This window comes from Niabella agricola (assembly GCF_021538615.1).
Taxonomy (GTDB): Bacteria; Bacteroidota; Bacteroidia; order Chitinophagales; family Chitinophagaceae; genus Niabella; species Niabella agricola.
Window position 1 is genome coordinate 3,807,802 of record NZ_JAJHIZ010000003.1, and the last position, 22,309, is coordinate 3,830,110.

Genomic DNA, 22,309 nt, shown 5'->3' on the forward strand with positions numbered 1-22,309 from the left:
AGACCGGCGTAAAACAGATGGTATTGCTTTGATTGATTATTCTGATAATTTTTCAGCCTTATTGATCTTAACCGGGCGGATCCTTTCCTGCAGCCACTGGAAGATCACAAACAGCACCGGTATGACTAATAACCCAAGGATGGTACCAATCAACAGGCCGGAGGCCGCACCGGTGGCAATGGAGCGGTTACCAATGGCACCGATACCGGTTGCATATACCAGGGGCATCATACCGGCGATAAATGCAAAGGAGGTCATGAGAATGGGGCGCAACCTTGCCTTCGCTGCGTTGATGGCGGCCATGGGAATGCTCTCTCCTCTGTGCCGGCGCTGCACCCCAAATTCCACGATCAGGATTGCATTTTTGGCGAGCAGCCCCACCAGCATGATCAACGCGATCTGGAAATAGATATTGTTTTCAAGCCCGAATAACCACTGCCCCAGGTAGGCGCCCATTACCCCCATGGGCAGGGAAATAATTACCGAAAGCGGGATGATATAGCTTTCATACTGGGCGCTGAGAATAAAGTATACAAATACAAGACTCAATGCAAAGATGATCAGCGTTTGCGAACCGGCATTGATTTCTTCTCTTGTTAAACCGGAATAGTCGATTCCATAACTGGTGGAAAGCGTGGTCTGGGCTACTTCCTGTACCGCTTTGATGGCATCTCCCGTACTGTAACCGGGGTTGGTAGCCCCCGTAAGATCGGCAGAAGAGAACAGGTTGAAACGGGTAACGGACTGTGGACCGTAAACGCGTTCCAGTGTTACAAACTGTGATACTGGTGCCATTTGACCACTTCCTGTTTTGATAAAAAAGGAATTCAGGCTGTTGATGTCCATCCTTGCTTCGGGCAGGGCCTGCACCATTACGCGGTACTGCTTACCGTATTTTGTAAAATCTGCGGCGTAGATGCCACCGATATAACCCTGCATGGTAGATAACAGACTGCTTACCGATACACCAGCCTCGCTGGCTTTTGGTACATTGATCACCATTTCATATTGCGGATACTTGGTGTTGAATGATGTTTGTGCAAACTGGATTTCCGGGCGCTTCATCAACTCGCCGATAAAGCGCTGAGCGGTTCCATCCAGTTCACTGATCGACTGTCCGCCTTTGTTGAGTAGGGAAAGCTGAAAACCGGCGCTGTTACCAAAACCCGGTACGCTGGGTGGACTAAAGAAGATCATCCTGGAGTCCGGTATGGTAGCGCCTACACCAAATAATTGTTTGGTGATATCATCCACACTTTGTCCCTTTGCGGAATTCCGGTCTTTAAACGGCGCCAGTTTGATAAAGGCAAGCCCGTAGTTGCTTCCCGAACCGGAGATCAGGCTTCGCCCGGTGCTGAAAGTAACGCCCTGTACTCCGGGTATTTTTGCGGCTTTGGCGGTAAGCTCTTTCATAGCCTGGTAAGTACGGTCCATGGTAGCACTGGGCGGCAGCTCCACGTTGCCGAATATAATACCCCGGTCTTCCGCAGGTACAAAGCCGGTTGGCGTCTTTTTGCTGATGAAAAGAATCAGACCCATTGAAGCCACCAGGATAATCAGCGTAACCCATTTATGACGGATAAGAAAAATGAACGCTTTTCCGTAACGTGTGGTCATTGCCGTAAAAGCCGCATTGAAACTGGCAAAAAAGCGCTGGAGGAAATTTTTCTTTTTATGTTCATGATCTTCCGGATGCGGCCGCAGGAGTAGCGCACAGAGTGCAGGACTGAGGGAAAGCGCGTTTACTGCGGAGATAAGAATGGCTATGATCAGTGTAATACCGAACTGTTTATAGAATACACCGGTAGGACCACTGATAAAGGTTACAGGAATAAACACCGCAGCCATTACAAGAGTAATGGAGATGATGGCGCCCGTGATTTCGTGCATGGCATCCATGGTAGCTTTTTTGGGATCCCGTTCCCCGTGATCCATTTTGGCGTGGACGGCCTCTACCACTACGATGGCATCGTCCACAACGATACCGATGGCCAGCACCAATGCAAACAGGGTCAGCAGGTTTAATGAAAAGCCCATCAGGTTCAGGAAGAAAAAGGTACCTATAATGGATACCGGAACGGCAATAGCCGGGATGAGCGTAGAGCGGAAATCCTGCAGGAAGATGTACACGACAATAAATACCAGGATAAAGGCTTCCACCAGGGTGTGAATGACCTTTTCGATAGAGGCTTCCAGAAACTCGTTGGTATCATAATTGATCACATAGCCGATTCCCTGTGGTAGTGTTTTTTCGGTCTCTTTCAGATATTTTTTTATATCCACGATGATTTGCTGGGCATTAGACCCGGGTGTCTGGAAGATGCCCATACTGATACCGGGGTTTCCGGAGCTTTCGCCTACACCAGCATAAGACAGGGCATCCAGTTTTACGGTGGCTACATCTTTCAGCCGTAAAAACGCACCTTGCCCAAGCGATTTGATGATGATGTTATCGTATTGTTCTTTTTCGTTGAATTTGCCTTTGTACTTGATCACATATTCAAAGGCGCTTCCGCTGTTCTGCCCCACAGATCCTGCTGCGGCTTCCAGGCTCTGGCTATTGATGGCGGCGGTTACATCACTGGGCTGGATGCCATATGCGGCCAGCTTTTGCGGATCCAGCCAGATACGCATCGAGTACGACTTTCCACCGAATACGGTGGCATCGCCCACTCCGTAGATCCGTTTGATACCGGGAATCACGTTAATATCGAGGTAGTTTTGCAGGAATACATCATTGAGCTCCTTATTAGTGGTATAAAAGGTAAGGAACATCAGGGCGCTGGTCTGCTGCTTTTGAGTTACCACCCCAGCCCTTGTTACCTCGGCTGGCAGCAGAGGCGTGGCGCGCGCCACACGGTTCTGTACGTTTACCGCAGCAATGTCCGGGTCAATACCCTGTTTAAAGAATACGTTGATGGTGGCACTACCGTCATTACCCGCGGTGGAAGTAATATAATCCATCCCCTCCACGCCGTTCACCTGTTCTTCAATAGGAATGATTACACTTTTTTGTACGGTTTCGGCATTGGCGCCGGTATAGGTTGCCCGCACGTTTACCGTGGGCGGGGCAATATCTGGATACTGTGTTACGGGCAGGGAAATGACTCCCAGTATCCCCAGTAATACAAGTATTACGGAGATCACCGTAGACAGGATCGGTCGGTTGATAAATGTTTTAATCATGTGTTAAAAAACAGGTTTAATGGCGTTAGTAATACTGTCAAAATCAGCAGGACGGGGTATTATAGCGGCACCGTTCCGCAATCCGCCCACGCCGGCTGCGATAATGGTATCACCCTTGTTAACACCTCCACCCAGCAGGGCCATGTTGTTAATACGGTCCAGAACGCCTACAACCACTGAGTTTACGGTGTCTTTACCTACTTTATATACATAAATAATTCCCTGTTGCTCAAAAGTGGCGGCCTCCGGAACGGCCAAAACATCAGTATAGGTTTTAGGGATTTTGATGGTGCCGCTGTTTCCGTTTGCCAGTAATCTTCCCTGGTTGGGGAAGGATACGCGGAAGAGAATGGTTCCGGTATTCGGATCAATCTGGCCGGTAACGGCTTTTACCTTTCCTTTTTGGCCATATTCAGATCCATTGGCAAGTTCCAGTGAAACAGGGGGAATGTTATTGAGCTTTTGCGCAACTGTTAGCCCCGGTGTTTGTTCCAGGAAGCTCAGGTATTCTTTTTCGTTCATTGAAAAGTAGGCATAGATCTCGCTCACGTCGGAAACCGTGGTAAGGGGCGTAGGATCTGTAGGTCCTACCAGGCTACCTACCCGTAACGGCAGTTTACCCACAATACCGTCGATAGGGCTGCGGATGATGGAATATTCCACATTGGCCGCCGCGCTGCGATAATTGGCCTGCGCCTGGCCACGGTTGGCCCTCGCCTGCACCAGCTGACTTTGAGCAGAACGCAGGTTCGCTTTTGCCGTTTCGAGTTGCACATTGCTAATGATGTTTTTTTCCACCAGCGGTGTTAGTTTATTAACTTCTACCTGCGCAGCATTAACATTGGCCTCTGCCGTGCTGATGCTGGCTTCTGCTGCATTCACGCCGCTTTTGGCTGCATCTGCGGTTTGCGAAAGGGTATTGGTCTCCAGACGGAACAGTACCTGCCCTTTGCGAACGGCCTGTCCCTCGTCTACGAGTACTTCTTTAATATATCCGGATATTTTTGCGCGCACATCATTGTTGTTGCGCCCCTGGATGCTTGCCGGGTATGCACTGTAGCCGGTAACGGTTTTTACCGGTACGGTAATTACAGGGTATGGCCTTGCGGCATTAGGATTGGGTGCTTGTTTTTTTCCTCCACAGGCAGCCAGGAGAAGGATAACGAGGCTGCTTGCTGCAAAACGGGTCTTTGTATTCATAAATCCTGATTTCGGGTTATTGGTGTAAACTTTTTACGGTGCTTTCTACGGTTCTGATATGTTTATCTAAAATAGTTATGTACTGGTTGATCCCTTTGATGACCTGCTCGTTGGGATGTTTTACCTGCTTATTGCATTGTACCATCCGCTGCATAAGCTCTTTTTCGCGCACCAGCTTTTCGAGGATATTACCAAAGCGGATGCCCATGAATTTGGGATTGATGCGGTAATACCGCTTCCGCGAATCAATGGGGGTAATATACTCCACATATTTGTTCTGTACCAGCATTTGCAGGCTGTTGGATAACGAGCTCTTGCTAACGTTAAATTTTTCAAGCAGTTCATCAAACGTATAGCCGTCTGTTTTCAGGTCGATCATCATATATACATAGATCTTGGCATTCAGCGGCGGAAGCCCATAAAGGTTCCCGTAGAAGGTGACCATATCCTGATAAAGTTCTTTTTTTGTTGCTACCATAATTTATAAAACGAACTGCAAATTTATAGTTAGTTCGGTAAAATACGAACAAACAGGTGTTGAAAGTTCCTTAAATCGCTTTTTCCTGCGAAGGTGTATTAACAACAGACGCGTCTAAAAGTTTGATTATGAGATGTTATTTCTCCAGCTATTCCAGCATGGATTTTATAAACGGTAAAATAGTTTGGTAAGCGGTGTCTTCCACCCAATGAAACTCCGGTTGTTTTTTAAACCAGGTCAGCTGTCGTTTGGCATAACGCCGGGTGTTTTGTTGCAGGAGGGCAATGGCCTGTTCGCGGCTCAGTGTTCCGTCAAAATATTGAAATAGTTCCTGGTAACCTACGGTTTGCAGGGCATTCAGTCGGCGCAGGGGTAAAAGGCCGCGGACTTCTGCCTCCAGCCCTGCCTCCATCATGTTAAGTACCCGTTGGTTAATCCGTTCATAAAGCAGGGGCCTTGGGAGTTCGAGCCCTATACAGATCGTTTCAAAAGGACGGCGTTGTTTGGTTTGAGACTGGAATTCAAGAATCGACCGGCCGGTGGCCTCCACTACTTCCAGTGCGCGCATCATCCGCTGCGGATTCTGCATTTCACCTTTTGACGCAAACAGCGGATCTTTTTTTTGCAGTTGCTGTTGCAGCCAGCCCAGCCCAAGGGTTTCATAGCTGCTGATGATTTCGCTCCGGAGGTCGGCTGCAACGGCTGGTACGGGATCCAATCCTTCCAGCAGGGCCTTTATATAGAGGCCCGTGCCGCCGGTAACTACAACAACCGGGTGTTGACGGAACAGAGTGTCCAGCAATTGCAGTGCATAGGTTTCATAAATGGCTGCGCTCATTTCTTCGTGAACGCTGTGTGATGCAATAAAATAATGAGGAACAGCCTGTAATTCTGCTTCCGAAGGGCGGGCCACACCTATGGATAACTCTTTAAAACACTGACGGCTGTCGGCAGAAAGAATCACCGTATTGAGCTGCCGGGCAACCTCGATGGCCACGGCGGTTTTACCAACAGCAGTGGGACCAGCAATTACAACGAGAACATTTTTATGAAGCGGCATTTGCGAACAGGCAATAGTGAATAGGCGTGGGTAATAGTAAAAGAGTGTAGGGTTTGCCAGTACTAGACTTCCGGGGCATCAGTTATAGTTTACCTCGTCCTGGTCGTACCAGTCATCTGCTAATCCTCCAGGCCATCGTTATAATCTTCTACGCCTTCACCTTCATCAATACCTACATCTTCTCCGTCTTCGCCCTTTTCTCCAAAACCTTCGGCAGACCGGGTAAGATCATATTTCTCTTCAATATCGGCAAATTTCTCGCCCAACAGGCCTTTCGTGCCGTATTGCTTGGGACTGATTCCTTCAGTACGGGTAATTTTCGGGTAATCGACCGCAGCACTGCCATCTTTTGAAACGTTGATCAGTTCGATGAGAAAATCCCAGTGCTTCTGGAAATCGTAACTATAGGTAAAGCGCTGGTTCGTGTTTTTTATTTCGGAACCGATGGTTGTTGTGCGCATCAATAGCGGTGCTACCTTATAATTTCTATCGGGATATACTTCCAGGGTAATTTCGCGGCCCTTTTGCCACTGATCATTGCTCCTGAAAAAAGTAGCCTGGTGCTTATTGTCAAAATCGAATGCCTTGAGAATCGTTCCGTGCAGGTCAAAAAAAGTTTGGGTATGCAGCACCGCAATATCTCTGTAGATACTGTCATCCTCTTCAAAATATACCCTGAATTTTAAAATAGCCATAATTCGAAGGTACAAAGAATCTCGTAATCCTGGGTAGAACTTATCGCTCACCACCGGGCAAAAGCGCCTGATGATTCAACAGCTTTTCAAAACAGGTACGGGTGCAGATAGGGCCAACGCTCTTGTGGAGCGGGGCCATCGGTTACCTACAGCATGCAGATCTGTATAGAATTAATGCTTCGGGCGATAGTAATAGCCGCAGATCAGGAACAACCGCTAAAATATTTGTTCCTCCGCAATCCGAGCAGGGGCCCTGCTTTGATCATGATGATGGAACGCAATATATAAAGCGTTCGTTTGTTGCGCGCTACCGGTCAATGGGAGACAAGGGATTCCGGTTTTTAAAAGCATGGAATGGGTGCCGGATGTATTAAGGCAGGATGCGGTTATAGGTTTAAAAGCCTGGGCTGCAGGAGCAAGGCCGTTACGGGCACCGCTACCGGCAACGATGCGTTACTTTTTAAACCGGATTGCTGCAAATATCCCGATGCTGTACAGGAACAAAAATGCTCCGAATATGGTCAATAGGTTGGTCATCGTGTATAGTTTGTATGATAACATTTTCAAGAACCGGGCCAAACCTCCCCGGTCCGGACTTGACCCCGGTCATGCTTCGCCGAACAGGTGCCGGAGTGCCTTGAATGTGCCGTTGCACCCGATGAAGCGCGGTTATGCCCCCACTCCAAATCAACAAATCACTGGTAATATACAGCCTTTTATTTCCTAAAAGGCCCCGGGCAGTATGCCGGAATCGTTGTGCAACGCCCGCGTTTTTAATTTTTTTTAAGAAAAATGAACGGGAAGTAAAGCGCAGATTTGCCGGCTTTCGAAAACGTTGTCTTAAAAAATGAAACAGATCCGGCCCCGGCACAGAAACATTTAATATTTTTAGGGCATTGTGTACAGGATCTTAAATATAAACTTGATTAGAAATATGAAACGATTTGCGTTGCTTTTTTTGTTGGTAGCTGGTATAACGGTTGGTGCAAATGCCCAGGGAACAGCTAAACGGCCGGATCCACAGCCGGCAGCAGATACTAAAGAATCTTTTAAGCTGGGGATGGCCGGCTATACCTTTGCAAAATTTGGTCTGGATACAGCATTGCAAACCCTGCAGCGGGCAGATGTACACTATCTCTGTATTAAAGATTTTCACCTGCCTTTCAACAGTACAGATGAACAAATAGCGGCTTTTCATCAAAAGCTGAAAGACAAAGGAGTTACCGGTTATGGGGTAGGGCCTATTTATATGAAAACGGAAGCAGAGGTAGACCGGGCATTTGAATATGCCAAAAGAGTGGGCGTGAAACTAATCGTAGGCGTGCCCAATTATGAATTGTTGCCTTATGTAAATAAAAAGGTAAAGGAATATGATATGAAATACGCCATCCACCTGCACGGGCCGGATATGCCCTTGTACCCGGATGCGGACGATGTTTGGAAAAATGTAAAAAACCTGGATCCGCGTGTGGGGATGTGTCTGGATATCGGTCATGATACCCGCAATGGAAAGGACGCGGTTGCGGATCTGAAAAAATACCATACCCGGGTGTTTGATATACACCTGAAAGACGTTACCGGGCCTACAAAGCAGGGGTATTCTGTAGAAGTGGGAAGGGGCATTATCAATTTTCCCGCTTTTGTAAAAATGCTGCGCCAGGTGGGCTATACCGGTGTGGTAAGCCTGGAACACGAGCGGAATATGGATAATCCGTTTATGGGCATCGCTGAATCCGTAGGATATTTCAGGGCGATGATCGTGGCTACGAAGAAGTAGCAGTCAGTTTTTGGCTGTCAGCCATTAGCATTCCGTGCTCGGTCTTCAGTTGACACTGAGCACTAAAGGCTGATTGCTGACAGCCGAATGAATTTTGGCCAGGCTGATCGCTAGTGGCTAACAGCTGATAGCGATCAGCCCCAAGCCCTTCAGAATTTCTTCAAAACTCCTGCGTACTTTTGCGGAGGATGAAAATTTTAATCGTCGAGGATAATATTGCGTTGTCTGCCAGCATCCGGGATTACCTGGAAACGGAACACTTTATTTGCGAATGCGCGTTTGGAGTAGATGAGGCAAGGGAAAAATTATCCGTCTTCACTTACGACTTTATTTTACTGGATATGATGCTTCCGGACGGCGACGGGCTGGAGGTACTCCGTTTTATAAAAGCTGAAAAGATCGTCAGCAATGTGTTGATCATATCTGCACGCGATGCACTGGATGATAAGATTAACGGACTGGAAGGCGGGGCAGATGACTATATTACCAAGCCCTTTCACCTGCCGGAACTGCACGCTAGGTTGCGCGCCATGTACCGACGAAACAGCCTTCAGGGCAGTCATATTGTTACGGCTAATGAAATAGAGCTCAATACCAATACCATTGAAGCAAGGGTGCATTCCCTATTGCTGGATATTACGCCAAAAGAGTTTGATCTGCTGTTGTATTTTATTGTAAATAAGGACCGGGTGCTTTCCCGGCAGGCCATCGCCACCCATCTCTGGGGCGATTATACCGACAACCTGGCGAACTTTGACTTTATTTATCAGCATATCAAGAACCTGCGCAAAAAGATTGCCGCGGCAAACGGGAATGACTATATTGAGACCGTGTATGGCCTGGGGTACCGTTTTAAACTCTGACACATGAAACTGATCAATAAAATATCCCTCTGGTTTCTTTGTATTATTCTGGTAATCACTCCTGTTACAATGATCATTTCCCGCGCGGGCATCAAACGAAAAATGATCGAGTTTGAGGAGAAACGCCTGTTGTCGGTCAATGAACGTATCTACAATCTGTTAAAAGAAGGGCTACCGGTAAACGATTTTATCAGGGACCGGGAAATTGAAATTGCAGCTGTTAAAGGTCCGGTTCCCCGGGAAAACCCGCAGGTGGTCCGGCGCGTGGATAAAGTAGAAGGGATGAGCCAAAAAGAGCTGGCGCTTTTTGTAACCAGCTACCAGGAAGTGAATGGGGTAATTTACAAGGTTACCTCGCACAATTATTTCATCAATCCCAGCGAGTTCTTCAGCAGTATGTTTATTACCCTGCTCTGGAAAATGTTGCTGCTTGGTATCGCTGTTTTGATATCTGCGCGGGTGCTTTCCCGGATATTGTTCAAGCCGTTTAAAAATACCATGGAAGCTATCCGGAGCTTTAATATACGTCAGAAGCAAAAACTGCAGCTGGAGCGCTCGTCTACCAAGGAGTTTAACGAGCTCAATTGTTTTATCGAAACCATGACCAATAAGGCAATGGAGGAGTATGCCACGGCCCGGGAGTTCAGCGAAAATGCATCGCATGAATTGCAGACACCGCTGGCCGTACTGCGTACAAAAACCGAGCTGTTGACGCAAACTTCGCTGAACAGTCAGCAGGCGGATCTGATTGAACATATGCAGACGGAGATCAACAAACTTTCCAATATTACAAAATCGTTGGTATTGCTGGCCCGTATGGAGAATCATGAATTCAACACCCGAGAGAAAATACGGTTTTGCAGGATTGCAAAAAATGTGATTGAAACCTACAGTTACTGGGCCGATCTGAAAAATATCACGGTTACCCGTAACACCGACAGCCAGGTGTTTATACAGATACATCCTACCCTGGCCGATATTTTGGTGGCGAATCTGATGCGTAACGCCATCCGTTATAATGAGGAAAACGGATCAATCCATGTAGAGCTTACCACCGATTATTTCAGGATCAGCAATACGGGCGCGCCCGTAACCATTCCGCATAAGGACCTGTTTCGGCGGTTTAAAAAAGGAAGTCAAAAGAATGAAGGGGTGGGGCTGGGGCTGGCCATTGTAAAGCAGATCTGTGAAGTCTGCAATTTCCGGGTCTCCTATGCTTATGTAGAAGGACGGCATATTTTCTGTGTATATTTTAATGAAAACTATTTATCGGAAATCGACGTCATCCCTTCCAATTCCAGCTTTCAGCGGGTGGTTTTTGCAGAGGCCTGAAAGGATTTTTTTTAACGGATGCATATTTTAATCCCAGCTTCAAAATTGCTTCAGAAAGATCCAGTTGATTTGCGCATTGTTTCTTTCAAATAGCGCAAAACAATGCACAGAAGATTTCTTTTAGTACTGCTTACAGTACTCCTTTCCGCAACCGCAAAAGCTCAATCGCAGCTTTCCCTGAAAGATGCGATCCGGATTGCCACGGAAAACTATCCTTCTATTAAAGCAAAAACGGCGTATGCAAAAGCATCGGAGCAATTGGTTGCAGCCGCCCGGAAAGAGCAATTGCCCAATGTGAACCTGAGCATTCAGCAGGATTATGGTACCATTAACGGAACCAATGGCCCGCTTTATGGCTTCGGCGGGTTGGCTGCTGCCTCTTCCGGCCCGGCGCTTGCTGCACAAAACTGGAACGCCGCTTTTGGGGCCCTGTATCTTACCAATGTAAACTGGGAGTTTTTTGCATTTGGAAAATACAGGGAGAAGGTAAAAGTGGCACAGCAGGTATGGCAGCGCGATGTAAAGGACCTTGCCCAGGAAATGTTTGAACACAAAATAAAAGTGGCTGCGGCTTATCTCAACCTGGTAGCCAGCCATCAGATTACCCGGTCGTATGAAAAAAATCTGAGCCGGGCTGATTCCATCCGCCGCTTTGTGATTGTGCGTGTAAAAAACGGGCTGATCGCTGGTGTGGATTCGTCACTGGCTAACGCGGAATATTCCAGTGCGCAGATCCAGCTTACCAATGCGCGTGACAAAGAGCAGGAGCAAAAAAATATCCTGACACAACTGATCGGTTCAGAGGATGCAGGCTTTGATATCGACACGGCATTTGTTTCACGAATCCCTGGCAGTTATAGCGGTGCGCTCTATCCCGAATCAGGGCATCCGTTGCTGGAATACTATAAAAGTCAGATTGCTGTCAGCGATCAGCAATCGCATTATATTAAAACGCTGTATTATCCGGCATTTTCACTGGTGGGCGTATGGCAATCCAGGGCCTCTGGATTTGGAAATGATTATGTAACGGATCAAACCCACTTTTCATCGGATTATTGGAAAGGGATTAACCCCAATCGTTCCAATTACCTGATAGGGGTTGGCGTTACCTGGAACATCATGCAGCCGGTGCGATTGTCCAAGCAGTTCAGCGCACAGCGGATGATCAGCCGGGGCCTGCAGGAAGCATACAATGCGGCGACCCTGCAGTTAAAAACGCAACTGCGTATCGCAGATAATAAAATGAACAACGCGCTTGCCAATTACAAAGAGGCGCCGGTGCAGGTAAAAGCGGCGGGGGATGCCTATCATCAAAAATCGGTATTATATAAAAACGGGCTTACCAATATGGTAGATGTGATACAGGCGGGTTATACACTGGTTAGGGCCGAAACCGACCGGGATATTGCCAATAATAATGTATGGCAGGCGCTTTTGCTAAAAGCTGCGGCGGCAGGAGATTTTGAATTATTTGAAGAACAGTTATAAAATAAAACCGGCAGGGGTTATAAAAAGCAGGGATCATTATGAATCTGATACGTTTTGCATTAAGAAAGCCCATCACTATCCTGGTGATGGTGGCAGCGCTTTTCTTTTTCGGAATAAAGGCTGTAAATACTATTAAGGTAGATATTTTTCCCAAGCTGGATCTGCCGGTGATCTATTTGTCGCACCCGTTTGGCGGATATACTGCGCAGCAAATGGAAGCCTATTTCGGAAAGCAGTATATCAATATCCTGTTATATGTAAACGGGGTAAAGAGCATCGAGACAAAGAATATCCAAAGTCTTACGCTCATCAAGATCAATTTTTACCCGGGCACTAACATGGCCCAGGCTGCGGCGGAGGTAAGCGCTTTCTCCAACCGGATTCAGGCCATCTTCCCACAGGGATCCAACCCTCCGTTTATCATCCGCTTTGATGTATCCACACTGCCTGTGGGCCAGCTCGTATTGAGCAGCGACAAACGCAGTAATAATGAGCTGCTCGATCTGGCCAATGTATACGTACGTTCTTCCTTCACTTCCATTCCCGGCCTGGTGGGCTCAACACCCTTTGGAGGGAATGTGCGTACGGTAGTAATAAAGGCTAACCCGGAACTACTGCGGGCACATAATATGACCGCCGATCAACTGGTGGCGGCACTCCGGATCAACAACCTTTCTGCACCCGCAGGCAATGTGCGCATTCATGATAAAAATTATGTAACACCGGCCAACACCACGTTGAAGGAAATAAAGGACTTTGAAAATATCCCGTTGTTTACGGGTACAGGAGCCGCTAACCTGTATTTAAGGGATGTGGCTACGGTAGAAGACGGTGCAGATGTAAGCACCAGCTATGCACTGATCAATGGTAAACGTTCCGTTTACGTGGATATCGCCAAGGCGGCAGATGCTTCTACATGGGAAGTGGTACAAAACCTGAAAAAAGCCCTGCCGAAAATTCAATCCCAGCTGCCGGAGGATGTAAAACTAAGTTATGAGTTCGACCAGTCTACCTATGTGATGAATTCTGTAAAGAGTTTGCTGAGTGAAGGGGTGATCGGCGCGATATTGACCGGTTTGATGGTAATGCTTTTCCTGGGCGACCTGCGAGGCGCACTGATTGTGATCCTCACCATACCCACTTCAATTATTACCGGCGTGCTTTTCCTGAGCCTGTTTGGGCAAACCATCAATATTATGACACTGAGCGGGCTGGCCCTGGCCATCGGGATCCTCGTGGATGAAAGTACGGTAACCATTGAAAACATTCACCAGCACCTGGATATGGGCAAACCCAAGGCCCTTGCCATCTGGGATGCCTGTAAGGAGATCGCATTCCCCAAGCTGCTGATCCTGTTTTGTATCCTGGCCGTATTTGCGCCGGCCTTTACCATGGGCGGTATTCCCGGTTCGCTGTTCCTGCCCCTGGCGCTGGCCATCGGCTTCAGCATGATTGCGTCTTACTTCCTGGCCCAAACCTTTGTGCCGGTGATGGCAAACTGGATCATGAAGATTAAACATCAAAAAGGCAGGGATGGAAAGGAGCTGAGTGAACAGGAGGTGTTTGAAGGCGCTGCTATTGCCGGTACCGAAGAAGACACCTGGTCGCAAAAAGAAATACTCCTGGAAAGCGCGGACAGTAACCGGGATGGGAAAATCAGCCGGTTTGAAAAGTTTAGGATGCGGTATATGCGGTTTATCGACCGGATGATGCCCCATCGGAAATGGATCGTATCTTTTTATATCCTGGTCGTTGGACTGATGGCAGTTTTATTGCTGAAACAGATTGGTCGCGACGTATTGCCCAAGGTAAATGGCAAGCAGTTCCAGGTGCGCCTGCGTGAGCCGGATGGCACGCGTATTGAACGGACGGAGCTGAAAACACTGGACCTGATCAATGCGGTAAATGAAATTGTAGGAAAGAAAAATGTATCCATTACGTCTTCGTTTGTGGGCGTGCATCCGCAATTGTTTTCCACGGCACCTATTTTCCTTTGGATGGCCGGCCCTCATGAAGCGGTGTTGCAGGTGGCTCTGAAAGAAGATTACAGCGTAAACCTGGATGCATTGAAAGACAAGATCCGCAAGCGTGCCCGCGAGATCGCTCCTGAAATGAAGTTGTCATTTGAGCCCATTGAGCTAACCGATAAGATCCTGAGCCAGGGATCGCCTACGCCGGTAGAAATACGGTTTTCCGGGAGGGATAAAAAAATGAATGAAAAATATGCCCTCATGATGATCGAACGGCTGAAGAAAATTCCCTACCTGCGCGATGTACAATTGGGACAATCGATCCGCTATCCTTCACTGAATATCAATATCGACCGCCTGCGGGCAGCACAGCTGGGTACGGATGTAAATGCTATTTCCCGGTCGCTGATCGCATCTACTTCATCCTCCCGTTTAACGGAAAAAAACATGTGGGTGGATCCCAAATCGAATCTTCCATACAGTGTTCAGGTACAGATCCCGGAGAATGAAATGACCAGTCAGAACGCTATCCGTGAAATACCGCTGAGCGCCAACAGCGCCCGTCCGCTGCTGGGCGATGTGGCTACCATTGAGCCGGACGTGACGTATGGAGAGGCGGATAACCTCGGCTCAGTGCCTATGCTGACTGTAACCGCCAACCTCAACGATAAGGACCTGGGCGCAGCAGCCAGGGACGTACAACAGGCTATAGACGGACTGGGTAAACTTCCCCGCGGACTGAATGTAAATCTGATCGGGCTTAGTGAAACGCTTACGGATACATTAGATAGTTTACAGGGCGGACTGATCGTTGCCATTGTGGTGATCTTCCTGATGCTGGCTGCAAATTTCCAGTCGTTCAAAGTTTCGCTGATCGTGCTTGCTACTGTTCCGGCTGTGTTGTTCGGATCGATGGCGCTGCTGATGCTTTGCGGCTCTACGCTAAACCTGCAGTCGTATATGGGAATGATCATGTCTGTAGGGGTATCGATTTCCAATGCCGTACTTTTGATTACGAATGCGGAACAGATCCGTAAACACAATGGAGACGCGGTAAAATCGGCCAGAGAGGCGGCTGCATTACGCTTACGTCCCATCCTGATGACGGCGCTGGCCATGGTGGTGGGGATGATTCCCATGGCATCCGGGCTGGGCGAAGCCGGAGACCAGTCTTCACCGCTGGGGCGTGCGGTGATCGGAGGATTGATTGCTTCCACCGTTGCCGCTTTATTTATCCTGCCACTGGCCTTTGCCTGGGGACAAGGTAAGGCGAAAACAACGAGCGTGTCCCTGGACCCGGAAGACGCAGAAAGTGTGCATTACCTACCAAATTTACACCATCATTAAATCGGATTGTTTATGTTAATTACACGGATTATGATAAAGACAATAAAGAGATTCCTCACAGGTGTTGTAATTCTTACTGCGGCGGCAGGGTTGCAACGTTGCTCCTCAACCAGTGCGGGTGAAGAAAAGGCTCCGGAAAAAGAACCCGCTGTACACGCGTTCCTGCTTACCGAAGGAGCTCTTTTGGATACCTTATCCATACCGGGGGAGCTGGTGGCTTTTCAGCATGTGGACCTGTTTGCAAAAGTGAGCAGTTTTGTAAAGAGGTTGTATGCCGACGTGGGGAGTGAAGTACGGGCGGGGCAGCTGCTGGCCGTAATGGAAGCTCCGGAACTGAATGCCCAGAGCGAAGGCGCCCAATCGCGCGTACAATCGCAGGAGGCGGTTTATCTGGCCAGCAAGGCTACGTACGACCGGTTGCTTGAAACCAGCAAAACGCCGGGTACCATTTCCCAGAATGACCTGGATGTGGCCCGGGCGCGCCAACAATCCGACTATGCCCAGTACCAGGCAGCAAAAGCGGCGCTGAAGGAGGTGCACGACAATCGCAATTACCTGGAAATACGGGCACCTTTTTCCGGTGTCATAACCGCGCGTAACGTAAGTGCTGGTGCCTATGTAGGGCCGGGCGCGGGGGCTGTGCCGATGTTTACCCTGCAGGAGCAGAAAAAACTGCGACTTGTGGTGAACCTGCCGGAAAGTAATGCCGGTGTACTGGATCAGAATGGGGCGGTGCGGTTTACTGTAAAATCGTTGCCGGGGCAGCAGTTTACCGCTAAAACGTCCCGGGTATCCGGCGCATTGGACAACCGGCTGCGGGCACAGCATGTGGAAATGGATGTACTGAATCCGGATAAGAAATTATTGCCCGGAATGATACCGGAAGTACAGATCCCATTGCAGGCGGATCATCAGGCTTCTTTTGTCATCCCCGGCAGTGCCTTGCTGAATTCGAGCCAGGGTCTTTATGTGATCCGGGTGACTAATGGAAGAACGGTCTGGGTTCCGGTGCAGACCGGCGTGCAGACCGCCGGCAAGGTTGCGGTATATGGAGAACTGCATGCCAAGGACACATTGGTCAATACCGTTACGGAAGAAGTACGTAATGGAGCCCCGGTAGCGGGTAAGATAGTACTGCAATAACTGTATTACTGTACGGACAGGATCAGGTAATCGCATTCACCCAGGTGTATTTCGTCGCCTTTTTTCTTCCCTTCAAGATTGGCATAAGCAGGGGCAGCTGTAGTAATTCCTGCAACCTTTTTCCCATTAATTTCCAGCGGCGGAAGCGCCACACCGACCAGGAAAAAATATTCTGTCGTTTCCACCAGGGCTCCGGGCCCGGCATCATTGCGTGAAAGTTCGCGATACCTTTTAACAGTCGCAATCGTATTCGCTGCAGTTTCCCTGGGCTGTTGCAAAAGATTGTAGATATCGGTAGCCTGGTCCCGCTGGGAAATCGCATCAAGGTCGGCTGTGGCTTCCGTATCAATGTCCGCATTGCTTTCCTGAGTATCGATTTCCTGTTCAACACCTGATGTTTCGTTTTCAAGCGCTTTCAGAATAGCGTCGAGGATCTCTTTTTTCATTGCTTGCCTGTTTCTTTAAAGTTAAGCATATTTATGCGTTTTCAAAACAGAATAAGTTGGCGCGGGGATAAGTACCAGGCTCTGTCGATGGAGCGGCTGCTCCTGAATGAAGCACTGAAGTGGCCGTAAGCGGTTTAATGATATTTTTCGCTGCCTTAGCGGCCGCTTCAGGCCAAATCGCTCAATTCCGTACCTTCGCGGGAATAAAAAAATTATACTATGTCTGAAGTATGGAAAAAATACCAGGAGGAACATAAAGAGCGTTTTCTCAATGAGATGATGGATCTTTTACGCATTCCTTCCATCAGTGCCAAGAGCGAGAATAAGGAGGATATGAAGCGATGCGCAGATGCAGTAAAGGCCGCATTGCTGGCATCGGGCTGCGATAAAGCGGAGGTAATGGAAACCGGCGGTCACCCGGCGGTATATGGAGAGAAGATCATCGACCCCTCAAAACCTACCGTATTGGTATATGGTCACTACGATGTACAGCCCGTAGAGCCGCTGGAACTTTGGAATACGCCTCCTTTTGAACCTACAATCAAAGATGGTAAAGTTTTTGCCCGGGGCAGTGCCGATGATAAAGGCCAGTTCTACATGCATGTAAAAGCGCTGGAAACCATGGCGAGGACCGATACCATGGCCACCAATATTAAATTTATCATCGAAGGGGAAGAGGAAGTGGGCTCGCCCAACCTGGGTGCATTTGTGGCGGCGCATAAAGACCTGCTGAAGGCCGACGTGATCCTGATCAGCGACAGCTCGCTGCTGAGCATGGAAAATCCTTCGCTGGATACGGGCGTACGCGGGTTGAGCTATATTGAAGTAGAAGTAACAGCGGCTGCCCGAGACCTGCACAGCGGTACCTATGGCGGTGCCGTGGCCAACCCCATCGTGATCCTGTCGAAAATGATCGCCAGCTGTCATGATGCAAACAATCATATTACCATTCCGGGTTTTTATGACGATGTGTTGGAAGTTCCGGCAGAAGAGCGGGAGCTGATTAATAAAGCACCGTTTAACGAGCAGGAGTATAAAGATGAGATCGGTATTAAAGAGCTGTATGGTGAGAAGGGATTCACCACCTATGAGCGTACCGGTATCCGTCCAACCCTGGAACTGAATGGGATCTGGGGTGGTTATACAGGGGAAGGCGCCAAAACGGTGTTGCCCGCAAAAGCAACAGCCAAGATCTCTGCCAGGCTGGTACCCAATCAATCCAGCGAAAAGATCACCAGGCTGTTGCTGGAGCATTTTCGTAAGATCGCCCCTTCCTGTGTAGATGTGAACGCTTTTGAACATCACGGGGGAGAGCCTTATGGCACACCTATCGACAGTAAGGGCTACCAGTCGGCTTCAAAAGCACTGGAAACAACATTTGGCAAAACGCCCATCCCCGTAAAAGGCGGCGGAAGTATTCCTATTTGTTCGGTACTGGAGAAAGAACTGGGCATTAAGATTATTTTTATGGGCTTTGGTCTGGATAATGATGGCCTGCACAGTCCCAACGAAAAATACAATATCGAGAACTATTATAAAGGCATTGAGACCATTCCTTATTTTCATAAATATTTCGGGGAGTAAGATGATTTGAGATTTGAAATTTCTTATTGCTGATTGGTGGCAAAGCGTTAGCTGCCTTGTATTTTATAACCAGTGGGCAATAACAAGGGCATACATTTTTTATGACCCCTGCTGCTGCACTACTATGAGGCCTGGTTGCGTCGCACTCTTGTGCTTTAGTGCAGGCATTGGCTATTAGACCTGTGGGGTTTTTAAAATCTCATAGGTCTTTACCCGTAAAAAAAGATTCGTGACTTTAAAAAATGGAAAAAGAAAAACTGCGTTTAGATAAATACCTTTGGTCTATCCGGCTTTTTAAAACAAGACGGCTGGCTACCGATGCCTGCAATAATGGCAAAGTAAAGTACCAGGAGGAATCGGCCAAACCGGGGAAGAATGTGCACCTGGGCGATGTGTACGACGTGCGTACGGAGGGCCGCAGATGGGTGATTAAGGTTACAGGATTGCTGCATACTCGTCTGAAGTATGAAGAGGCCATAAAACATTATACAGATCTTACGCCACCGGAAGAGCTGGAAAAAGCAAAGGTCCAGGCGGCTTCATTTTTCAGTGGTAAGCGGTTGAGTAAAATCGGGCGTCCTACCAAAAAGGAACGGAGAGACCTGGATGATTTTATGGATGGTGAAGAATAGGCAAAGAAAGTAATGCTAAGTCCCAAATCTGAAACCCGAGTCTCGAATCTGAAATCTGAATCCTGAAATCTCAAATAGTATCATGCATATCGATATCATTTCTGTTCTTCCTGAATTACTGACCAGCCCTTTTGAGCACAGTATTATGAAACGTGCACAGGATAAGGGTTTGCTTACTCTTGCGGTACATCAGCTGCGTAAATGGGCGGTGAATGAATATGGGCAGGTGGATGACTACCAGTACGGAGGCGGTGCGGGCATGGTAATGATGTGTGAACCCCTGGTAAATGCCATTACCGAGCTTTCGGCCAGCCGGAAATTTGATGAAATTATTTATGTAACACCGGATGGAAAAACACTGAATCAGCGTATGACCAATGCGCTTTCCCTAAAAGACAACCTACTGATCATCTGTGGTCATTACAAGGGCATTGATGAACGCATCCGGCAAAAATATGTAACGCTTGAAATCTCTATCGGCGATTATGTACTAAGCGGTGGGGAACTGGCGGCAGCCGTTCTCGTGGACGCGATCGGCCGCCTGCTGCCGGGTGTGCTGAATGATGAAACTTCTGCTCTAACGGACTCTTTCCAGGATAACCTGCTGGCTCCTCCCGTATACACCCGTCCGGTTGATTTCGAAGGTATGAAGGTTCCGGATGTGCTGATGAGTGGTAACCATGCTAAAATTGAAGAATGGCGCTATGAGCAGGCATTGCAACGCACAAAAGACCGCCGGCCGGACCTGCTGACCGATTGAGCAGATCCTCCCCTCAGGCGTACACTCATTTTCCGCCATTTATTCCGCCGTGGTTGGATCAATAACCGTGGCGATCTTATTGATGGCGTTGGCCGGAAAGCCTCCTTTTTCCGCATGCTCCCTGATCTGCTCTTCGTTTGGAGCAATGTACACGCAATAAATTTTGTTGCCCGTTACATAGCTTTGTATCCACTGAATCTCTGGTCCCATTTCCCGCAATACATTACAGGACGTTTGAGAAACATTTTTTAGCTGATCGGGGGTAAGACTTCCTGCGCCGGGAATTTCCCGTTCGATGACAAACTTAGGCATATAATAAAAATTTTAGCCGTATTATACTTTTTATCGACCCATAAATTTACTAAAAACGTAAAGGACAGACCATCGCCGAAACAGGTGAACGGTTGTCGTATTGAATGCTTAAACACAGGTTGCCGCCCACTATTGTATTGCTTACCCAGGTGGATTAACTTTGTGTAAACGATAAAATAATGAAAAAAGAACTGCTTCGGATGAAACAGAAACCGGAGCTACCATAACCTTGCAATGGGAAAAACTGGCGATCCCGTTCAGGGTGGAAACGGATTATGTCAATGATCAGCTGGCGGTATTCCGCCAGGAATTGAGAACGGACAAAGGCTTTAGCTGGCAGGCCTGGAACCAGGCGGCGCTCTGGTGCCTTCAACGTAATGTAAACTTAGACCAGGCACTGCTTTGGGCCGATTTGGCAACCGGGAGAAGTTTTGGCGGTGAAAAAATATTTGCAGCCCTTAATACTAAGGTGCAGCTGCTGGAAAAAGCGGGACGCAACAGTGAGGCCGCTGCTGTCATGAAAGCGGCGCTTGTACATGCAGATATGAATGAAGTGCATCTATACGGGCGCACCCTGATGGGGCAGAAAAAACTGCAGGAAGCGGTGACGGTTTTCAAAAATAATTATAAAAATTATTCAAATGAGTTTACAACGCTGATGGGAATGGCCAGGGCATATTCGGCTTTATCAGACTATAAAACCGCGCTTAAATACGCCCAACAGGCATTAACCAAGGCCCGGGAAATCAACATCCGGAACAATCTGCTGGAGCAGATCGCAAAGTTGAAAGAGGGAAAAGATATCAATTGATCATGGTGGCAGTACGATATGCTGCAAACAGTTAAAGATTTTTACGGATCGCCTTCCGGCTCATGATTTCCATACTTAATTGTAACGCATCGGCCTGACCTTGCAAGGCTTTTATGGCTTGCTCCTGGCTGGCTATAATCTTTTCCCGCAGTGCACATTCCTTGCAGGGCTTGGTTTCCTGGGGTTCATGCAAGACCAGATCTGCACCAGTCAGGTATTTTTCTCCTTTATTAGCGATCAGCCAATTCAGGTCTGCATTTGCAAACCGGTTTTTAATGTCTTCGATGATCTCCAGTGAAGGCTTGTTTTTGCCATCGCGGAGGCGGTTTAGCTTTTGCGATGATTTATACTTCAGACCGTTAATCGCAAAATCATTGATCGATTTAAATCCCTCGGCAGCACTGAATTGTTCAAGTCGTTCAAAAAAGGTTGAAAATTTGTTCATTTTTGTTTGTTTATTACAAATAGGTTTGTATCTTTGAGGTGCTAACAATAAAACACACAACCATGAATTACAAAAATAACGAGATTCTCTCGATCGCTTCTGAAGAAGAACCCCGTTTTGGATCGGGTGAAGAAAAACATCAGGAACGCCAGGCCTATTTCAATGAAAGCGACTTCCAACCCGGCTATCATTTTATGCATCTTGTGAAATCCAATCCCTTCCACTGTCTGATGCGGGTGCTGGATAGCACAGCGCTCGAAGACCTGCAGGCTCAATGGAACGAATGGGTACATTGCACTATTTGTGCCGAATACAGTGCGTTCAGCGATGACATGGACCGGAACTTTTTATTGCGGTTTGCTATGCATTTTCATTTGTTGATGGATGCCTCCCACTATGTTGTTACGGAATGGATGAAGATGAAAAAGAAACGGCTGTTTATAGCCGACCGTCACGTGATTTACCGATACCTCCCGGAAGCCGGCACGGCCTACCAGCAGATATTGGGTTTTACAAATACCTATTCCGAACGTAAAGCCCGCATTTACCTTTGGTCTGTTTTAGATTGCGTATTGGGATATGGAGCATATTTTAAGATCGATCCTAAGAATGTGCTTTTTGATTATGAATCACTATTGTGTATGCTGCGGGGGCCTTACCATATGATCAGGCAGTATCCCACGCTTTTTGGCGTCGAGGAAAGGAAACAGGACAAGACTCCGGAATAAATAACCGCGGTTCAGAAGCCGGCAGTACTGTCAAATGACTTGCTGCCTCCTG

Annotated in this window: 20 protein-coding genes; 12 read left to right on the forward strand and 8 right to left on the reverse strand. The window is 47.9% G+C overall.

Annotated features, from left to right (window positions below; genetic code table 11):
* Positions 1-36: 36 nt before the first annotated feature.
* The 5 genes from LL912_RS21265 to LL912_RS21285 form a co-directional block, all read right to left on the reverse strand.
* Positions 37-3,186, reverse strand: coding sequence for an efflux RND transporter permease subunit (locus tag LL912_RS21265; RefSeq protein ID WP_235555626.1), 3,150 nt, complete (start codon positions 3,184-3,186; stop codon positions 37-39).
* A gap of 3 nt (positions 3,187-3,189) precedes the next feature.
* The gene (locus LL912_RS21270; RefSeq protein ID WP_235555627.1) at positions 3,190-4,386 is read right to left on the reverse strand and encodes an efflux RND transporter periplasmic adaptor subunit; all 1,197 of its coding nucleotides are present in this window, start codon (positions 4,384-4,386) and stop codon (positions 3,190-3,192) included.
* Positions 4,387-4,402: 16 nt separating this feature from the next.
* The gene (locus tag LL912_RS21275) at positions 4,403-4,864 is read right to left on the reverse strand and encodes a GbsR/MarR family transcriptional regulator (protein ID WP_235555628.1); all 462 of its coding nucleotides are present in this window, start codon (positions 4,862-4,864) and stop codon (positions 4,403-4,405) included.
* A 148-nt stretch (positions 4,865-5,012) separates the two neighbouring features.
* Positions 5,013-5,924: a tRNA (adenosine(37)-N6)-dimethylallyltransferase MiaA gene (miaA, locus tag LL912_RS21280; RefSeq protein ID WP_235555629.1), complete on the reverse strand. Its 912-nt coding sequence runs from the start codon at positions 5,922-5,924 to the stop codon at positions 5,013-5,015.
* 119 nt (positions 5,925-6,043) lie between these two features.
* Positions 6,044-6,619, reverse strand: coding sequence for a plasmid pRiA4b ORF-3 family protein (locus tag LL912_RS21285; protein WP_235555630.1), 576 nt, complete (start codon positions 6,617-6,619; stop codon positions 6,044-6,046).
* Between the two features lie 101 nt (positions 6,620-6,720).
* Between LL912_RS21285 and LL912_RS21290 the strand changes: the two genes are divergently transcribed.
* From LL912_RS21290 to LL912_RS21320, 7 genes are all read left to right on the forward strand, one after another.
* Positions 6,721-6,993, forward strand: coding sequence for a hypothetical protein (locus tag LL912_RS21290; RefSeq protein ID WP_235555631.1), 273 nt, complete (start codon positions 6,721-6,723; stop codon positions 6,991-6,993).
* Between the two features lie 560 nt (positions 6,994-7,553).
* Positions 7,554-8,396 carry a sugar phosphate isomerase/epimerase family protein gene (locus LL912_RS21295; RefSeq protein WP_235555632.1) on the forward strand — a complete coding sequence of 281 codons (843 nt, stop codon included), beginning with the start codon at positions 7,554-7,556 and terminating at the stop codon, positions 8,394-8,396.
* Positions 8,397-8,584: 188 nt separating this feature from the next.
* Positions 8,585-9,259 carry a response regulator transcription factor gene (locus LL912_RS21300; protein ID WP_235555633.1) on the forward strand — a complete coding sequence of 225 codons (675 nt, stop codon included), beginning with the start codon at positions 8,585-8,587 and terminating at the stop codon, positions 9,257-9,259.
* 3 nt (positions 9,260-9,262) lie between these two features.
* Positions 9,263-10,591 carry a sensor histidine kinase gene (locus tag LL912_RS21305; protein WP_235555634.1) on the forward strand — a complete coding sequence of 443 codons (1,329 nt, stop codon included), beginning with the start codon at positions 9,263-9,265 and terminating at the stop codon, positions 10,589-10,591.
* Between the two features lie 102 nt (positions 10,592-10,693).
* The gene (locus LL912_RS21310; RefSeq protein ID WP_235555635.1) at positions 10,694-12,079 is read left to right on the forward strand and encodes a TolC family protein; all 1,386 of its coding nucleotides are present in this window, start codon (positions 10,694-10,696) and stop codon (positions 12,077-12,079) included.
* Positions 12,080-12,117: 38 nt separating this feature from the next.
* Positions 12,118-15,396 carry an efflux RND transporter permease subunit gene (locus tag LL912_RS21315; protein ID WP_235555636.1) on the forward strand — a complete coding sequence of 1,093 codons (3,279 nt, stop codon included), beginning with the start codon at positions 12,118-12,120 and terminating at the stop codon, positions 15,394-15,396.
* Between the two features lie 30 nt (positions 15,397-15,426).
* Entirely contained in the window at positions 15,427-16,539 is a 1,113-nt protein-coding gene (locus tag LL912_RS21320) for an efflux RND transporter periplasmic adaptor subunit (protein ID WP_235555637.1), read from the forward strand.
* A 5-nt stretch (positions 16,540-16,544) separates the two neighbouring features.
* On the opposite strand, the gene LL912_RS21325 is transcribed toward LL912_RS21320, so the two are convergent.
* Positions 16,545-16,985, reverse strand: a complete 441-nt coding sequence (locus tag LL912_RS21325) for a hypothetical protein (RefSeq protein ID WP_235555638.1) — start codon at positions 16,983-16,985, stop codon at positions 16,545-16,547.
* A gap of 219 nt (positions 16,986-17,204) precedes the next feature.
* On the opposite strand from LL912_RS21325, the gene LL912_RS21330 reads away from it, so the two are divergent.
* From LL912_RS21330 to trmD, 3 genes are all read left to right on the forward strand, one after another.
* Entirely contained in the window at positions 17,205-18,569 is a 1,365-nt protein-coding gene (locus LL912_RS21330) for a dipeptidase (RefSeq protein WP_235555639.1), read from the forward strand.
* A 242-nt stretch (positions 18,570-18,811) separates the two neighbouring features.
* Positions 18,812-19,201, forward strand: coding sequence for an RNA-binding S4 domain-containing protein (locus LL912_RS21335; protein ID WP_235555640.1), 390 nt, complete (start codon positions 18,812-18,814; stop codon positions 19,199-19,201).
* Positions 19,202-19,283: 82 nt separating this feature from the next.
* A complete protein-coding gene (trmD, locus tag LL912_RS21340; RefSeq protein WP_235555641.1) occupies positions 19,284-19,961 on the forward strand; it encodes a tRNA (guanosine(37)-N1)-methyltransferase TrmD in 678 nt (225 codons plus the stop codon).
* A gap of 39 nt (positions 19,962-20,000) precedes the next feature.
* On the opposite strand, the gene LL912_RS21345 is transcribed toward trmD, so the two are convergent.
* Positions 20,001-20,273, reverse strand: a complete 273-nt coding sequence (locus LL912_RS21345; RefSeq protein WP_235555642.1) for a DUF4242 domain-containing protein — start codon at positions 20,271-20,273, stop codon at positions 20,001-20,003.
* 229 nt (positions 20,274-20,502) lie between these two features.
* On the opposite strand from LL912_RS21345, the gene LL912_RS21350 reads away from it, so the two are divergent.
* A complete protein-coding gene (locus LL912_RS21350) occupies positions 20,503-21,084 on the forward strand; it encodes a tetratricopeptide repeat protein (RefSeq protein ID WP_235555643.1) in 582 nt (193 codons plus the stop codon).
* A gap of 31 nt (positions 21,085-21,115) precedes the next feature.
* Here the strand turns inward: LL912_RS21350 and LL912_RS21355 are convergent, their stop codons facing one another.
* Entirely contained in the window at positions 21,116-21,529 is a 414-nt protein-coding gene (locus tag LL912_RS21355) for a hypothetical protein (RefSeq protein ID WP_235555644.1), read from the reverse strand.
* A gap of 62 nt (positions 21,530-21,591) precedes the next feature.
* On the opposite strand from LL912_RS21355, the gene LL912_RS21360 reads away from it, so the two are divergent.
* Entirely contained in the window at positions 21,592-22,257 is a 666-nt protein-coding gene (locus tag LL912_RS21360; protein WP_235555645.1) for a hypothetical protein, read from the forward strand.
* Positions 22,258-22,309 lie beyond the last annotated feature (52 nt).

Coding starts and splice junctions, on each gene's coding strand:
- LL912_RS21265 (WP_235555626.1), bottom strand. CDS start 3,186: ATGATTAAAACATTTATCAACCGACCGATCCTGTCTACGGTGATCTCC.
- LL912_RS21270 (WP_235555627.1), bottom strand. CDS start 4,386: ATGAATACAAAGACCCGTTTTGCAGCAAGCAGCCTCGTTATCCTTCTC.
- LL912_RS21275 (WP_235555628.1), bottom strand. CDS start 4,864: ATGGTAGCAACAAAAAAAGAACTTTATCAGGATATGGTCACCTTCTAC.
- miaA (WP_235555629.1), bottom strand. CDS start 5,924: ATGCCGCTTCATAAAAATGTTCTCGTTGTAATTGCTGGTCCCACTGCT.
- LL912_RS21285 (WP_235555630.1), bottom strand. CDS start 6,619: ATGGCTATTTTAAAATTCAGGGTATATTTTGAAGAGGATGACAGTATC.
- LL912_RS21295 (WP_235555632.1), top strand. CDS start 7,554: ATGAAACGATTTGCGTTGCTTTTTTTGTTGGTAGCTGGTATAACGGTT.
- LL912_RS21300 (WP_235555633.1), top strand. CDS start 8,585: ATGAAAATTTTAATCGTCGAGGATAATATTGCGTTGTCTGCCAGCATC.
- LL912_RS21305 (WP_235555634.1), top strand. CDS start 9,263: ATGAAACTGATCAATAAAATATCCCTCTGGTTTCTTTGTATTATTCTG.
- LL912_RS21310 (WP_235555635.1), top strand. CDS start 10,694: ATGCACAGAAGATTTCTTTTAGTACTGCTTACAGTACTCCTTTCCGCA.
- LL912_RS21315 (WP_235555636.1), top strand. CDS start 12,118: ATGAATCTGATACGTTTTGCATTAAGAAAGCCCATCACTATCCTGGTG.
- LL912_RS21320 (WP_235555637.1), top strand. CDS start 15,427: ATGATAAAGACAATAAAGAGATTCCTCACAGGTGTTGTAATTCTTACT.
- LL912_RS21325 (WP_235555638.1), bottom strand. CDS start 16,985: ATGAAAAAAGAGATCCTCGACGCTATTCTGAAAGCGCTTGAAAACGAA.
- LL912_RS21330 (WP_235555639.1), top strand. CDS start 17,205: ATGTCTGAAGTATGGAAAAAATACCAGGAGGAACATAAAGAGCGTTTT.
- LL912_RS21335 (WP_235555640.1), top strand. CDS start 18,812: ATGGAAAAAGAAAAACTGCGTTTAGATAAATACCTTTGGTCTATCCGG.
- trmD (WP_235555641.1), top strand. CDS start 19,284: ATGCATATCGATATCATTTCTGTTCTTCCTGAATTACTGACCAGCCCT.
- LL912_RS21345 (WP_235555642.1), bottom strand. CDS start 20,273: ATGCCTAAGTTTGTCATCGAACGGGAAATTCCCGGCGCAGGAAGTCTT.
- LL912_RS21355 (WP_235555644.1), bottom strand. CDS start 21,529: ATGAACAAATTTTCAACCTTTTTTGAACGACTTGAACAATTCAGTGCT.
- LL912_RS21360 (WP_235555645.1), top strand. CDS start 21,592: ATGAATTACAAAAATAACGAGATTCTCTCGATCGCTTCTGAAGAAGAA.